The organism is Ramlibacter algicola (assembly GCF_016641735.1).
In the GTDB taxonomy this organism is placed as follows: Bacteria; Pseudomonadota; Gammaproteobacteria; order Burkholderiales; family Burkholderiaceae_C; genus Ramlibacter; species Ramlibacter algicola.
On the sequence record NZ_JAEDAO010000001.1, the window covers coordinates 1,933,011 to 1,947,222 of the forward strand.

Sequence of the window (14,212 nt, forward strand, 5' to 3'; positions counted from 1 at the left end):
TTCAAAAGACCAGATTCGTGACAGTGCATTGCCGGGGGCGTTTCCGTCCGACAGCGCGCTTCCCGTGTGGCCGACGCGTCGCGTGTGGTCGCGTTCCTAAGCTGCATCGATGCCAAGCAAGACTGTGGGCGACCAGATTCTCGAGCGCCTGCATGCCTGGGGCGTGCGGCGCGTGTTCGGCTATCCCGGCGACGGCATCAACGGGCTCATGGGCGCGTTCGCGCGCCAGGGCGACCGCATGCAGTTCGTGCAGACGCGGCACGAGGAACTCGCGGCCTTCATGGCCTGCGCGCATGCCAAGTTCACCGGCGAGGTGGGCGTGTGCATGGCGACGTCGGGGCCCGGGGCGATCCACCTGCTCAATGGCCTGTACGACGCGAAGGCCGACCACCAGCCCGTGGTCGCGATCGTGGGCCAGCAGGCCCGCACCGCGCTCGGCGGCGACTACCAGCAGGAGGTGGACCTCACCTCGCTGTTCAAGGACGTCGCGCACGAGTACGTGCATCTGGCCACCGTGCCGGGCCAGGTGCGCCACCTCGTGGATCGGGCGATGCGCATCGCGCGCGACCAGCGCACCGTCACCTGCGTGATCGTGCCGCACGACCTGCAGGAGGAAGAGGCGGTGGAGGCACCGCCGCGCGAGCACGGCACGGTGCACAGCGGCATCGGCCTGACCGCCGAGCGCAGCGTGCCCGACACGGCATCGCTGCAAGCGGCGGCGGACATCCTCAACGCGGGGCAGAAGATCGCGATCCTCGCCGGCGCCGGGGCGCTGCATGCGGGCGCCGAGCTGGTGGAAGTCGCCAACTGCCTGGGCGCCGGCATCGCGAAGGCGCTGCTGGGCAAGGCCGCGGTGCCAGACGACCTGCCTTTCGTCACAGGCTCCGTCGGCCTGCTCGGAACGCAGCCCAGCTGGGAGCTGATGGACGAGTGCGACACGCTGCTGATGGTCGGCTCGAGCTTCCCCTACTCGGAGTTCCTGCCCAAGGAAGGCCAGGCGCGCGGCGTGCAGATCGACCTGGACAACCGGCGGCTGGGCCTGCGCTACCCGATGGAAGTGAACCTCGTGGGCGACAGCAAGCTCACGCTGCAGGCCCTGCTGCCGCTGTTGCAGCCCAAGGACAACGGCGCGTGGCGCCAGCAGGTCGAGGCGGGCGTCGCCAAGTGGTGGAAGGTGATGGAGGAGCGCGCGATGACCGACGCGCGCCCGATCAACCCGCAGCGCGTGTACTGGGAGCTGTCGCCGCGGCTGCCCGACGATGCCATCGTCTGCTGCGACTCGGGTACCAGCGCGGCCTGGTACGCGCGCGACCTGAAGTTCCGCAGCGGGATGATGGGCTCCGTGTCCGGCGGCCTTGCGTCCATGGGCTGCGCGATGCCGTACGCGATGGCCGCCAAGCTCGCGCATCCGAAGCGGCCGGTCGTCGCGCTGCTGGGCGATGGGGCGATGCAGATGATCGGCCTCAACGCGCTGATCACCATGGCCGAGCGCTGGCAGCAGTGGGACGACCCGCGGATAGTGGTCCTGGTGTTGAACAACGGCGACCTGAACATGGTCACCTGGGAGCAGCGCGCGATGGATGGCTCCCCGCGCTTCGACGATTCGCAGCTGCTGCCGAACTTCCCGTACGCCGATTACGCCCGGATGCTGGGCCTGGCCGGCATCCGCATCGACCGCCCCGAGCAGGTGTCGCTGGCGCTCGAGGAGGCCTTCTCGTCGGACCGGCCTTGCGTCATCGACGTCATCGCCGACCCCAACGTGCCCTTCGTGCCACCGCACGTGACGGTGAAGCAGGCGACGTCGTTCTTCAGCGCGCTGCGCAACGGCGACCCCGAGGCGCTGCAGGTGCTGAAGAAGACGGCGCGCGAGTGGTGGGCGGGGCTGCGGGGCTGATCGGCATCCCGCGCGGTGCAACTGCTTCGTCGTCCCCGCGGAGGCGGGGACCCATCGCTTTCATCGGACGGCTGGAGGCGGGAGCGATGGATTCCCGCCTTCGCGGGAATGACGGAGAACGCCCGGCCCCGGCGCCCGCGATCACATCGCCTTGAACAAATGCGCGTAGAGCCGGCTCACCGGCAGCCGCTCGGGCCGGCCGCGCACCGTGAGGTGCAGCTTGCCGGCCTCGTCGCGCGTGACCGACTCGATCGCCGTGGCGCGCACGACGGTGCCGCGGTGCACCTGCCAGAACTGCTGCGCGTCCAGCTGCGGCAGCAGGTCCTTCAGGGGCGTCCGAATGAGGTACTCGTGGCCGTCGACGAGCACGCGCACGTACTTGTCGGCCGCCTCGAACACCAGCACCTCGCCGATCGGCACCATGCGGATGCTGCTGCCGACGCTGGCCTGGATCACCTGCAGCGGCGCGGCGGCGCGCGGCGCGGCCAGCAGGTGGCGCAACTGCTCCACGGCGGTGTCGAGTCCTTGCGGACCGGTGCGCCTGGCCAGCACGTCCTTCACCTTCGCCACGGTGCGGGCCAGGCGCTGCGGCTGCACGGGCTTCAGCACGTAGTCGACCGCCTGGGTCTCGAACGCTTGCACCGCGTACTGGTCGTAGGCGGTGACGAACACGAGCGCGGGGAAGGGCGTGTCGTGGGGCCAGGCATCGGCGAGGTCCGCCGCCGCATCCAGCCCGCCCTGGCCGGGCATGCGGATGTCGAAGAACAGCACGTCGGGCCGCTGCGCGAGCGCCTCGCGCACGGCGGATTCGCCGTCGCCCACGCTGGCGACGACCTGCAGCTCGGGCCAGGCCTGGGCCAGTTCCTGCCGCAGCGCCAGCGCGAGCAGCGGTTCGTCCTCGGCGATCAGCGCGGTGGTCATGCGTGCTCCCAGGGCAAGGTGAGGATCACGTCGGTGCCCGTCGGCGACGCCGCCTGCAACTGCAGCGAGGCGCGCGGGCCGTAGACGGTGCGGATGCGCTCGCGGACCTGTTCGAGGCCGAAGCCCGAGCCGGCCGTCGCGGTGTCGCCGGGACCGGCGCCGGTGTCGCGCACCTCGAGGCGCAGCGTGCCGTGGTCCTCGCGCGCGCTCACCGTGAGGCGGCCGCCCGCGACCTGCGGCTCGAGGCCATGCTTGATCGCGTTCTCCACCAGCGGCTGCAGCAGCAGCGTCGGCACGCGGACCTGCGCCAGCGTGTCGGGCAGCTGCAGCTCGTAGGCGAGGCGCGGCCCCATGCGGATGGCCATCAGCGCGAGGTAGTCGCGCAGGCGGTCGAACTCCTGCTGCAGCGAATGCACCGGCGTGCGCGACGCGTCGAGCGTGGCGCGCAGGTACGCGATCATGTGGTCGAGCATCAGCTGCGCACGCGTGGGGTCGACGCCGATCAGCACGCGCAGGTTGGCCAGCGTGTTGAACAGCATGTGCGGCTCGAGCTGCGTCTCCAGCAGCTTCAGCCGCGCCTCGTCGGCGTGCTGCTGCGCTTCGCCGACCTTGCGCTCCAGGTAGCTGCTGCGGCTGCGGCTGTAGAAGTAGTAGGTGCCGGCCATGCCGGCCAGCAGCGTGATGAGGAAAGCGCTGCGGTAGTCGACCGTCACGCGCACGCCGGCGGGGTACAGGCCCAGGCCGCGCGAGAAGGCGTCACCCATCGGCACGCCCAGCACGAAGCCCGCGGTGATGCCCACGACCACCAGCGCGAAGCCTTTCAGGCCCGGTGGCCAGCCCGTCTCCCGCGCCGAGGGCAGCACGTGGCGGCCGATGTCGACGATGCCCCAGGTGGTCAGCCCGATGCACAGCGAGAAGGCGACCGTGGGGGCCCAGGCCGTGGCCGGCCTGAAGCCGACCTGGATCGCCGCGACCGCGAGGCAGAAGGCGACCGTCTGCAGGAAGTGCTGCAGCTTGGTGAGCCAGTCGACCCTCATGGCCCGCCGCGCTCGCGCTTGAGCCGTTCGCGCTCGCGTTCGACCATGCGCTCGCGCAGGCTGCTGCCACTGCCGATGAGGAACACGCTGATGCCGTGCAGCACCAGGCCCAGCCCCCAACCGAGCAAGGGGAACGGGCTCCAGGACCGGTGGCCCAGGACCGACGACGCGTACAGGAACAGGTTCACCGCGGTGTAGACCGCCAGGTGCCCGTAGAACCCCAGCTTGGCGCCGGCGCGCTTGCGCGCGAGGCGGTCGATCTCGTCGGGGCTCATCGGTGTCGGCACGCGGTCGATTCTAGGGGGCGCTTACCAGGGGTCGCGCTGCGACAGCAGGCGGGCACGCTCGGCGCGCGCCATGCGATCGAGCAGGCCGCCGCCGTACAAGTAGACGCCCAGGCCATGCATGGCGAGGCCGAAGGCCCAGCCCAGCGCACCGAAGCCGATGCCATGCCGGCCGGTGTAGCTCGCGATGGCGAGGCTGAATCCGTTGACCAGCAGGAAGATGGTCGCGTGCACGATCCAGCCGAGGCGCGCGGCGGCGCGGCGGCGGGCGATGCGTTCGATCTCGGGGTCGGTGGTCCAGGCAGCGGTGGTCATGGCGGTCTCCTTGCGTGGGTGGGTTCAGGCGGCGGCGGCAACGGGAGCGGCGGGCGTGCGCACCAGCTTGGCCAGGCGCAGCGCGCGGCCGGCGAACAGCCCGTTGAACACGCCGTAGGTGCAGGCAATCGCGAGCACGAAGCTGCCGTCCTGCACGCGTTGCGGCGCCAGGGCCAGCTCGACGCCGACGGCCCACTTCACCAGGAAGATGCCGACGATCATCAGGAGCGGCAGCACGCTGCCGGGCACGTGGAACTGGCGGCGCGCGGCGTCGTAGCTCGCGTTGGGCATGCCGGGCAGGAAGGCCAGCGCGACGAGGCCGGCGACGCCGATCCAGGCCGAGAGCACTTCGGTGAACAGGTGCGAGGACGCGAAGGCGCCGACCATGCCCGAGGCGGAGAAGGCCAGCATCCCGACCGGGACCAGGGCGGTGCGCAGCGCGCCGACGTTGCGGGCACGCAGCTGGGTCGCGCCGAGCACGACCAGGCCGGCGAGCAGGCCCCCGACCCAGGTCGGCGTGCCGCGCAGGATCTGGCCGAACGCTTGCGGGTGCTTGGACAGCAGCTGGACCAGCGCGGACGACGCCAGCAGGTCCGGCATCGCGACGTGGCTCCACAGCAGGTCGCCGAGGTAGCGGCCCGGCAGCAGCGTGAAGGCACCGGCGACCAGGCACGCACCGATGTACAGCTTCTGCATGCGGCCGCGGTGCGCCCGGATGTTGCCCTTGGCCAGCGCATGGAACGCGCCCACCAGCGAGAACAGCGTGAACGGCACCAGCAGGTGGATCGGCGTGTAGCCCGCGATGTTGGGCAGGCGGAAGTCGCGGATGAACAGGGCCGAGATGGCGGTGACGAGCATCAGCGCGACCCAGGTGAACCCGACGGCGCGGTGCAGGCGCGGTCGCTGCTGGCGGCCCAGCCGCGCCCAGAGCGCGACCGGCCCGAGGGCCAGCGCGCCGAGCGCGGCGGTCATGTGGACGGCGATGGTGGGGGTGAGTTGCATGGCGTGGCTCCTGGCGATGGAGCGGACTGTGCCGGCGGGGGTGGCCGGCCGCCATGCGGCGGAGACGAAACGGAGGGGTGGGGGAGCGAAATGCAGGCGGCGGGGCGCGAAATGCGGTCTCCGCTTCGCTCGCCCGCGGGGACTCAACGCAGAGGACGCAGAGAAAAGAGAGAGGACCCAGAGGAACCCTTTCCCGGTTTCCTCCGTGTCCTCTCTCCTCCTCTGCGTCCTCTGTGTCGAGTGAAAGGGGAGCGGAGCGATCCCGCCCTCAGAACCTGCCCATCTCCCCCGTGCCGCCCAGCTCGCCGGCCAGGTTGGCGCGGCGGGTTTCGGTGCGGCGCTCGGACACGGTGACCATGGACGGCGTTGCCGGCCGGGCGGGCGCGGCGATTTCGACGTCGCCGTAGCGCACGAAGCGGGCGGCCTGCGAACCGGCCTCGCGGCGGGCGGCGCGGGCTTCGGCGCGCTCGGACGCCGACACCCGCTGCGGCTGCGCGAGCGCGGGGCCGAACTCGCCGTAGCCCACCATGCTGTGGGCGGCGATCACCGCCTCCTGGTGGACGGTGGCGCGGTCGGCGGCGCGGATGGAGCCGGTGAACGAAGCCGAGCTGGCGAGCAGGGCGGCGGCAATGGAAAAGAAGCGGACTTGCATGGTGACCTCGCTGGGTGATGGGGGTGGTGGAAGGGTGGGACGACGCCGGTTCAGGCCGGCTGCGTCTCGGCGGTGGTCGGGTCGATGACCGACAGGATTCGGTTCACGGCATTGGCCGGGAAGCCGCCGCGGCGCGCGTGCTCGCGCACGAGCTCCTCGTCGGCGGCCTGGTACACGCAGTACATCTTGTCGCCGGTGACGTAGCTGTGCACCCACTGCACCTGCGGACCCATCGCCTGCAGCACGCCGCACGAGGTGCGGGATGCCGCCTGCAGGTCCGTCGGCGTCCATTGGCCGAGGTGGGGGATGTCGCGTTCGATGACGAATCGGGGCATGAAGCTCTCCTGGTTGGAAGGGTGGGTGGGGGCAGGGAAATCGCCGGTCAGCGGCAGGGAAATCAAAGCCAGCTCGTCCGCGGGCGCCTGCTGCGCGATCAGCGCGGTGGCCTGCACGGCCGCGGCGACGGTGGCGGCGAAGGCGAGGACGGACGAGGTGGTGCGGTGCATGGCGTCTGGCTCCGGGAGGGGACGGTGTGCGGAAGATCGATGGCTGCAGTCTGGGCGACCGCGGTATCAGGCGCATGTCACGCGCCGGCGAGTGCGTATGCGTGCGTGATCCACGTGTGTCCGCGCCGCACGGCCGAGCCTGGTTCGCATCGCTGCGTATCGCGCGTGTATCGCCCTGGAAATCGCCGCGACGGTCGCGTGCACGGCGCCTAGACTGGCGCGATGGACCGGCTGCCCGCCCCGCTGCCGATCGCCGCCGGCGAGGGTGGCTCGCGCCGGCGGCGCCGTGCCACGGACGTGCGCGAACCGCCGTATCGCGCGATCTTCGAATCCAGCCTCGATGGCCTGTTCCTCTGGGACGAGACGCCGCGCCTGGTCGACGTCAATCCCGCCGGCCTCGCGCTGTATGGCTACCGTCGCGACGAGATGGTGGGCCGCACGTACCCGCCCGGCATGCCGTCGCAGTACGTGCGTTCGCGGCTGCAGATGGTGCGGCGCGCGTTGCAGGGCATCCCGACGCACGTCGAGACCACGGTGCTGCGTCCCGACGGCAGCACCTTCGAGGCCGACCTGCGCGTGCTGCCCTTCGTGCACCAGGCGCGCCCGCATGCGCTCGCGGTGCTGCGCGACATCACCGAGCGGCGCCAGCGCGAGCAGGCGCTGCGCGACAGCGAGGCGCAGTACCGCGCGATCTTCAACGCGTCGATCGACGCCCTGGTGCTGCGCGACGCGCAGTTCCGCATCGTCGACGTCAACGCCACCTACGAAGCGCTGACCGGCTTCTCACGGGCCGAGGTGCTGGGCGCCGACCAGGTGATGGCGAATCCGCCGGCAATCGTCTCGCGCATCCGCGCGATGCACGAGCAGGCGCTGGCCGGCTCGACCCCGCGGCTGCAGACGCACCTGCTGCGCCGCGACGGCGGCCACTACGAGCTGGAGCTGCGCGCCGTGCCGATCCAGCACCGGGGCAAGCCGCACGTGCTGTACATGGGGCGCGACGTCACGCAGGCGCGGCAGGCCGAGAAGGCGCTGCGCGGCAGCGAGGAGCAGTACCGCGCGATCTTCAACGCGTCCGCCGATGCGCTGGTGCTGCGCGATGCCGACTACCGCGCGGTCGAAGTCAATCCGGCCTACGCGGTCCTGAGCGGGTCCACGTGCGAGGAGGTGCTGCGCGTGCCCGAAACGCCGTCGCCGTCGGGCACCGCGCTCGGGGCACGCCACCTCGCCGAGCACCAGCTGGCGCTGGGCGGCCAGCCGCTGTCGTTCCAGACCACGGCGCGGCGAATGGACGGCACGCCGCTGGAGGTCGAGGTGCGCGCGACGCCGATGACGTACCGCGGGCAGCCGCACGTGCTGTACGCGTCGCGCGACATCAGCGACCGCATCGCCGCCGAACAGCGGCGCGGCGACCTGGAACGCGAGCTGCGGCAGGCGCAGAAGATGCAGGCGATCGGCCAGCTCACCGGCGGCCTCGCGCACGACTTCAACAACATCCTCACCAGCGTGCTCGGCTACGTGATGCTGGCGCAGGAAGGGCCGGCGGCGTCGGCCGACGCGACGCTGGCGTCGCAACTCGCGCAGGCGCGGCTGGCGGCCGAGCGCGCGCGCGACCACGTGGCCCAGCTGCTCGCGTTCTCGCGGCCGCACCGCGGCGAGCGGCGCCGGCTCGTGCCGGGGCAGGTCGCGCTCGAGGTGGTGCAACTGCTGCGGCCGAACCTGCCGTCCACCATCGTGCTGGACTGCGGTTCGTGCGCCGACGTGCAGCTGGACTTGCCGCACGTGCTGGTCGACCCGGTGCAGTTCGAGCAGGTGCTGCTGAACCTGCTCCTCAACGCGCGCGACGCGATCGACGGGCACGGCACGATCCAGATGGACGTCGGCTGCGCACCGGCGAGCGGCCCGTGCGCTTCCTGTGGCTGCAGCCTGGGGCCGGTCGATTGGGTCGGCTTCGAGATCCGGGACGATGGGCACGGCATCGCCGGCGACGTGCTGGACCGCATGTTCGATCCGTTCTTCACCACCAAGCCGGTGGGCCGCGGCACCGGCATGGGCCTGGCGATGGTGCACGGCATCGTGCACGACCATGGCGGGCACCTGCAGGTGCAGTCCGCGCCCGGGCACGGCTCGACGTTCCGCGTCCTGCTGCCACGCGCACCGCGCATCGCCTGCCTCGACAGTCCGCTGCCGGTGCGGGCGCCCACCGCCGCGCCACCCGGGCCGCTGCACGGCCGCGTGCTCCTGGTCGAGGACGAGGCGACGGTGAGCGCGTTCATGCAGGACCTGCTGGGTGGCTGGGGTCTGGACGTCGTCGCCGAGCACGACCCCGCGCTGGCCGCGCGGCGCCTCGAGCGCAGGGACGAGCCGCTGGCCCTGCTGCTGACCGACCACACCATGCCCGGCATGACCGGCCTCGCGCTCGCGCGCCACGCGCACCAGCACCGGCCCGCATTGCCGGTGCTGCTGTACACGGGGAATGCCGCGGAGCTGGACCCGGCGGAACTGGCCGGCGGCGGCATCTCGGCCGTGCTGGCCAAGCCACTCGACGTCGCGGCGCTGCGGGGCACCGTCGCCGGCTTGCTCGGCGCGGCCCCGCCGGTGTGCACCGGGCCACAGTAACCGAGTGCTGGCGCAGGAGGCGCGGCGCAGAATCCTGCGGCATGGATGCCCGCGCTCGCCTGCTGGTGGTCGACGACGATTCGTCGGTGCGCGCGCTGCTGCGCGAGTACCTCGGCGGCCACGGCTTCGACGTCGCCGAGGCGCGCGACGGCGTCCAGATGCGTGAACAGCTGCGCGCCGCGGTGCCCGACGCCGTGCTGCTGGACTTGCGGCTGCCTGGGGAGGACGGCCTGGCGCTGGCGCGCGAACTGCGCGAGCACCATCCCGTGGGCGTCATCATGGTCACGGCCTCGGCCGACGTCGTGGACCGGGTCGTGGGCCTGGAGCTGGGCGCCGACGACTACATCGCCAAGCCCTTCGACCTGCGCGAACTGCTGGCGCGCGTGCGCAGCGTGCTGCGGCGCCTGCAGGCGCGGACCGCGCCGCCGCCCATCGAGACATCCGCGCCTGCGCCTGCGCAGACGCAGCCGCCCGGCCGCTTGCGCGTGGGCCGCTGCGAGTTCGACCTGCAGTCGCGCCGCCTGTTCGAGGTGGGCGGCAGCGAACTGCCGCTGACCGCGATGGAGTACGACCTGCTCGCGACGTTCGTGGCCAACCCGAACCGCGTGCTCACGCGCGATCAGCTGCTGCTGCAGACGCGCCAGCGCGAATGGGAACCCTACGACCGTTCGATCGACATCCGCATCGGGCGCCTGCGCCGCAAGATCGAACCCGACCCCGAGGGCCAGCCGCGCTGCATCCGCACCGTGCGGAATGCGGGGTACATGTTCGTGCCGGGTGGGAACTGAGTTCACGCAAGCGGTTCCGTCATTCTCGCGAAGGCGGTAATCCATCGCTTCCGCCTTCTCTGGGTCGTGGGAGGACGCGGTGGGTTCCTGCCTCCGCGGGGACGACGGGCTTGACCATGGCACCATGGCGCTCCCAAAGGAGACCCCGCCCATGCTCGATCTGCAGGCCCAGGCGCTGCTGCGCCTGATCCAGGAGAAGAACATCCCGCCGACGCACACGCTGCCGCACACGCAGGCACGCGAGTACTACCGCGCGCGGCGCGCCGTCACGCAACCGGAGCCGCCGCAGGTCGGCGAGGTGCGCGAGCTGAAGGCGCCGGGGCCGGCCGGGGACATCCCGCTGCGGATGTACCGGCCGCAGGGCAGCGCGGCGTCGACCACGGTGCCCGTGCTCGTGTACTACCACGGCGGCGGCTGGGTGATCGGCGACCTGGAGACGCACGACACGCTGTGCCGGCAACTGGCCAACGCGTCCGGCTGCGCGGTGGTCGCCGTCGATTACCGCCTGGGACCGGAGCATCGCTTCCCCGGCGCGGTCGATGACGCGATGGCGGCGACGCGCTGGGTGCATGCGAATGCCAAGGACCTGGGCCTGGACGGCACGCGCCTCGCGGTGGGCGGCGACAGCGCCGGCGGCAACCTGGCCGCCGTGGTGGCACTGCTGGCGCGCGACGACGGAGGGCTGCCGATCCGCTTCCAGCTGCTCATCTACCCGGCCACGGACCAGCGCCACGACGTCTACCCGTCGCGGGCGTCCAACGGCAAGGGCTACCTGCTGGAAAAGGACACGATGGACTGGTTCCACGACCACTACATCCCCGACCCGAAGCAGGACTTCGACTGGCGCGCCTCGCCGATGCTGCACGAGAGCCATGCCGGCCTGCCGCCGGCGTTCGTGCTGGTGGCGGGCTACGACCCGCTGCGCGACGAAGGCGTCGCGTATGCGGACAAGCTCAATGCGGCCGGCACGCGCGCGTCGCTGGTCAGCTTCGAGCGGCAGATCCACGGCTTCATCACCATGGGCAAGGTGATCGAGGAAGCCAACACGGCCGTGCGGCTTTGTGCCGCGGAATTGCGGTCCGCACTCGCCTGAGCCATCCCGCGCGGCTGAGCCAGCCGGGATAATCGCGCTTTGCCTGTTCGGAAGGAAAGCGCGTGGATCTCGTCCTGTTGTTGAAGGCCGCCATCATGGGGGTCGTGGAGGGGCTCACCGAGTTCCTCCCGATCTCCAGCACCGGCCACCTGATCCTGGCGGGCTCCCTGCTGGGCTTCGACGACGACAAGGCCAAGGTCTTCGACATCGCGATCCAGACCGGCGCCATCGTCGCGGTGATCATCGTCTACTGGCAGAAGATCCGCTCCACGCTGGTCGCGCTGCCGACGCAGACGCAGGCCCAGCGCTTCGCGCTCAACGTCTTCATCGGCTTCCTGCCCGCCGTCGTCCTCGGCCTGCTGCTGGGCAAGGCGATCAAGGAGCACCTGTTCACGCCGGGCGTGGTGGCCACCACCTTCATCCTGGGCGGCTTCGTGATCCTGTGGGCCGAGCGCCGGCAACAGTCCACGGTGCGGGTGCAGGACGTCGACGAGATGACGCCGCTGGATGCGCTGAAGGTCGGGCTGGTGCAGTGCCTGGCCATGGTGCCGGGCACCAGCCGCAGCGGCGCCACCATCATCGGCGGCATGCTGCTCGGGCTGTCGCGCCGCGCCGCCACCGACTTCTCCTTCTACCTTGCTATCCCGACGCTCATCGGTGCGGGCGCGTACAGCCTCTACAAGGAGCGCGCGCTCCTCAGCGCCGCCGACCTGCCTCTGTTCGGCGTCGGGCTGGTGTTCTCGTTCCTGAGCGCCTGGGCCTGCGTGCGCTGGCTGCTGCGCTACATCTCCAGCCACAGCTTCACGCCGTTCGCCTGGTACCGCATCGCGTTCGGCATCGTCGTGCTGCTGACCTCGTGGATGGGCTGGGTCGATTGGCACGGATGAGGCCCACTCTGGATCAGGCGTGAGCGTTTCGTCCTACTCGCCACAGCGCGCGGACCCGACAGGCACCCTGGAGGTGCGCGGCCATCATCCTTGTCAAGGCGAAACTCGCCAATCCTGACGGCCATGGACCAGCAACAAAGCGGCGGCAGCGACGAACGATCGTCCGATGCCACCTCGCAGCAACAGCAGCAGCCCCAGTCGCCGCGCTCGCGATCGAGCGGCGACGACACGTGGGGCATCGGCTCGTCGTCGGCGATGGACCGGCTGCGCGAACGCAATTACCGCGGCCGCCGCAACGTGACGGACCGGCGACCGGCGTCGGAGTGAACGACCAACAAGGGCTGCAGTCGCAGCCCTTTTGCATGGCGCCCGGGGCAGGCCGCCCTCTACGTTGTCGTTCCGGCGCAAGCCGGAATCCATTCCGGGTGCGGCGCTGGCGCGCCTACGTGTGGATTGCGGGTCAAGCCCGCAATGACAAAGGTGCAGCTGTCATTCAAGCCCGCAATGACAAACCGGGTCAGGCGCGCCCGCGCCGCATCGGCTTCCACTGGCCTTCCGGCTGCGCGAGCCGATCCACCAGCACGCGCAGCACCTCCGGGTGCGTGACCAGCCCCAGGTGGCTCGCACCGACCTCGATGCTTTCCGACTGGCGCGTGCGCTTCTCGATGCAACTGCGCCAGCACACCACGCCGTCGCTGCGGCTGTAGACAGCGGTCGTGGGCACCGGGGGGCATTGGCGCAGCCGCGCTTCGAGGCGCGGCGTCAGCTGCGTCTTGCCGCCATTGAGCAGGCGGAACACACCTTCGGCGTGCGTGCTGCCGCGCATCGCGGCGAACGGCGTGCCGAGCGTGATCACCTGCCGCACGGCATCGGGCGCGCGCTTGGCGAGTTCGCGGGCGTAGATGCCACCCAGGCTCCATCCCACGAGGCTCACCTTCCGGCCGGCGTGGTCGTGGTGCCGACGCAGGTCGCTCTCGAGGCCATCGAGCCACGTTTCGAGCTCGCCGTCCGGGCCGGTGTTCACGCCACGCCCCCAGCAGTGCGCGGCGAAGCCGGAGTCGGCGAGGTACTTGCGCAGGTGCGAGGTGGTGAAAGGCGCGCCGCCGAGGCCTGGGAAGACGACCACCGGGTGCCCGTCACCCACCGGCGTGGCCGTGGCGCAGAAGCGCGAGGCGCAGAAATCGAAGACGGCGCGCAGCGGCTCGGCGGCCAGCAGCATCAGGGGCGGCGCTCGGAAGGCGGTGGCCGTGGTTGGCATGCCTCCACTGTGCGGCCCGCAACCCATCCGCAAGCGTGGGGGCGCGCTGCGAGCCCGTGTAGGAGCGGCGCGCGAATGGCCCGGGTCAGCGCAAGTCGGCTTCCATCGAACGCAGCGACGCCTCGATGGCGGCCGCGGTGGCGAGCGGCTTTTCCATCGGGAACAGGTGGCTGCCATCGAGCATGGTCATGCGGCCGTGCACTACGCGCTGCGTCATCGCCAGGCCCACCTGGCGCAGTTCCTCCGACTGGCAGCCGCCGATGAAGGCGGCCGGGCAGCGCAGCGGATGGCGCGCGAGCAGGCGGTCCAGGTGGTCCGGCAGCGTGTTGTAGATCGCCGTCTCGATGTCACGGTCGAAGGCGAGCACGCGGTCGCCGCCGTCGTCCTGCATGCACAGGGTGACGTAGTCGCGCAGCACCTGTTCGTCCCAGCGGGCGAACGCGCGCTTGTGGCGGAAGTGCTCGAACGCCGCGTCGCTGTTCGGCCAGCGGTTCTTGCGCTGGCGGCTGATGCGCCCCGGCGAGATCGAGCCCACCAGCTGCGTGCGCTTGGCGGCGTTGAGCGCGCGCGCCTTCCAGCCCCCCAGCAGCGGCGAGTCGAGCATCAGCACGCCTGCGGCCAGCTGCGGATGCATCGATGCGGCCATCGTGCTCAGGAAGCCGCCCAGCGAATGGCCGACGAAGAACGCCGGCGCGCCGGCCTTGTCCACCTCGCGCTGCGCGAGGTCGTGCAGCTGCTCGACGAGGTGCGGCCAGTTGTTGGTGACCGGCCAGCGCGCGTCATGGCCGAACCTGTCGACCGCCTTGACGGTGAAGCCGCGCGCGCGCAGCAGCTTGAACAGCTGCGTGTAGGTGGCGGCGGGGAAGCTGTTGGCGTGGGAGAAGAGGATCAGGGACATGGGTCTTCGTCATCCCCGCGGAGGCGGGGATCCATCGCTTCCATGCGATGGGGTCGGAAGC

At 71.0% G+C, this 14,212-nt stretch carries 15 protein-coding genes and 1 pseudogene; 6 read left to right on the forward strand and 10 right to left on the reverse strand.

Features of this window, described 5'->3' with window-relative positions; genetic code table 11:
- The first annotated feature begins 109 nt into the window (after positions 1-109).
- The gene (locus I8E28_RS09435) at positions 110-1,894 is read left to right on the forward strand and encodes a thiamine pyrophosphate-requiring protein (RefSeq protein ID WP_200787728.1); all 1,785 of its coding nucleotides are present in this window, start codon (positions 110-112) and stop codon (positions 1,892-1,894) included.
- A 141-nt stretch (positions 1,895-2,035) separates the two neighbouring features.
- Here I8E28_RS09435 and I8E28_RS09440 read toward each other — a convergent pair whose 3' ends face one another.
- The 8 genes and pseudogenes from I8E28_RS09440 to I8E28_RS20675 form a co-directional block, all read right to left on the reverse strand.
- A complete protein-coding gene (locus I8E28_RS09440; protein ID WP_200787729.1) occupies positions 2,036-2,815 on the reverse strand; it encodes a LytR/AlgR family response regulator transcription factor in 780 nt (259 codons plus the stop codon).
- The gene (locus I8E28_RS09445) at positions 2,812-3,852 is read right to left on the reverse strand and encodes a sensor histidine kinase (protein WP_200787730.1); all 1,041 of its coding nucleotides are present in this window, start codon (positions 3,850-3,852) and stop codon (positions 2,812-2,814) included. Before I8E28_RS09445 ends, I8E28_RS09440 begins: the two co-directional genes overlap by 4 nt.
- Positions 3,849-4,139 carry a 2TM domain-containing protein gene (locus tag I8E28_RS09450; RefSeq protein ID WP_338050754.1) on the reverse strand — a complete coding sequence of 97 codons (291 nt, stop codon included), beginning with the start codon at positions 4,137-4,139 and terminating at the stop codon, positions 3,849-3,851. The genes I8E28_RS09445 and I8E28_RS09450 overlap by 4 nt, the downstream gene beginning before the upstream one ends.
- Positions 4,140-4,160: 21 nt before the next feature.
- Entirely contained in the window at positions 4,161-4,451 is a 291-nt protein-coding gene (locus tag I8E28_RS09455) for a 2TM domain-containing protein (protein WP_200787731.1), read from the reverse strand.
- Between the two features lie 24 nt (positions 4,452-4,475).
- On the reverse strand, positions 4,476-5,051 hold the full coding sequence (locus tag I8E28_RS20940; RefSeq protein WP_200790354.1) for a DUF6622 family protein: 576 nt from the start codon (positions 5,049-5,051) through the stop codon (positions 4,476-4,478).
- Positions 5,052-5,057: 6 nt separating this feature from the next.
- Positions 5,058-5,453: pseudogene (locus I8E28_RS09465) on the reverse strand (DUF2306 domain-containing protein); the annotation flags it as partial.
- Positions 5,454-5,721: 268 nt separating this feature from the next.
- The gene (locus I8E28_RS09470) at positions 5,722-6,105 is read right to left on the reverse strand and encodes a hypothetical protein (protein WP_200787732.1); all 384 of its coding nucleotides are present in this window, start codon (positions 6,103-6,105) and stop codon (positions 5,722-5,724) included.
- 50 nt (positions 6,106-6,155) lie between these two features.
- Entirely contained in the window at positions 6,156-6,611 is a 456-nt protein-coding gene (locus tag I8E28_RS20675) for a DUF4242 domain-containing protein (RefSeq protein ID WP_239027212.1), read from the reverse strand.
- A gap of 222 nt (positions 6,612-6,833) precedes the next feature.
- On the opposite strand from I8E28_RS20675, the gene I8E28_RS09480 reads away from it, so the two are divergent.
- The 5 genes from I8E28_RS09480 to I8E28_RS09500 all read left to right on the forward strand — a co-directional run bounded on the left by I8E28_RS09480 (position 6,834) and on the right by I8E28_RS09500 (position 12,322).
- Positions 6,834-9,227, forward strand: a complete 2,394-nt coding sequence (locus I8E28_RS09480) for a hybrid sensor histidine kinase/response regulator (RefSeq protein WP_200787733.1) — start codon at positions 6,834-6,836, stop codon at positions 9,225-9,227.
- Positions 9,228-9,268: 41 nt separating this feature from the next.
- Positions 9,269-10,015: a response regulator gene (locus I8E28_RS09485; protein ID WP_200787734.1), complete on the forward strand. Its 747-nt coding sequence runs from the start codon at positions 9,269-9,271 to the stop codon at positions 10,013-10,015.
- Positions 10,016-10,166: 151 nt separating this feature from the next.
- Positions 10,167-11,108, forward strand: a complete 942-nt coding sequence (locus tag I8E28_RS09490) for an alpha/beta hydrolase (protein ID WP_200787735.1) — start codon at positions 10,167-10,169, stop codon at positions 11,106-11,108.
- 62 nt (positions 11,109-11,170) lie between these two features.
- Complete coding sequence (locus tag I8E28_RS09495) at positions 11,171-11,995, forward strand: undecaprenyl-diphosphate phosphatase (protein ID WP_200787736.1); 825 nt, start codon at positions 11,171-11,173, stop codon at positions 11,993-11,995.
- Between the two features lie 123 nt (positions 11,996-12,118).
- Positions 12,119-12,322 carry a hypothetical protein gene (locus I8E28_RS09500; RefSeq protein ID WP_200787737.1) on the forward strand — a complete coding sequence of 68 codons (204 nt, stop codon included), beginning with the start codon at positions 12,119-12,121 and terminating at the stop codon, positions 12,320-12,322.
- A 190-nt stretch (positions 12,323-12,512) separates the two neighbouring features.
- On the opposite strand, the gene I8E28_RS09505 is transcribed toward I8E28_RS09500, so the two are convergent.
- Together I8E28_RS09505 and I8E28_RS09510 are read right to left on the reverse strand one after the other, a co-directional pair.
- Positions 12,513-13,253, reverse strand: coding sequence for an alpha/beta fold hydrolase (locus I8E28_RS09505; protein WP_200787738.1), 741 nt, complete (start codon positions 13,251-13,253; stop codon positions 12,513-12,515).
- 85 nt (positions 13,254-13,338) lie between these two features.
- Positions 13,339-14,151, reverse strand: coding sequence for an alpha/beta hydrolase (locus I8E28_RS09510; RefSeq protein WP_200787739.1), 813 nt, complete (start codon positions 14,149-14,151; stop codon positions 13,339-13,341).
- Positions 14,152-14,212: the final 61 nt, after the last annotated feature.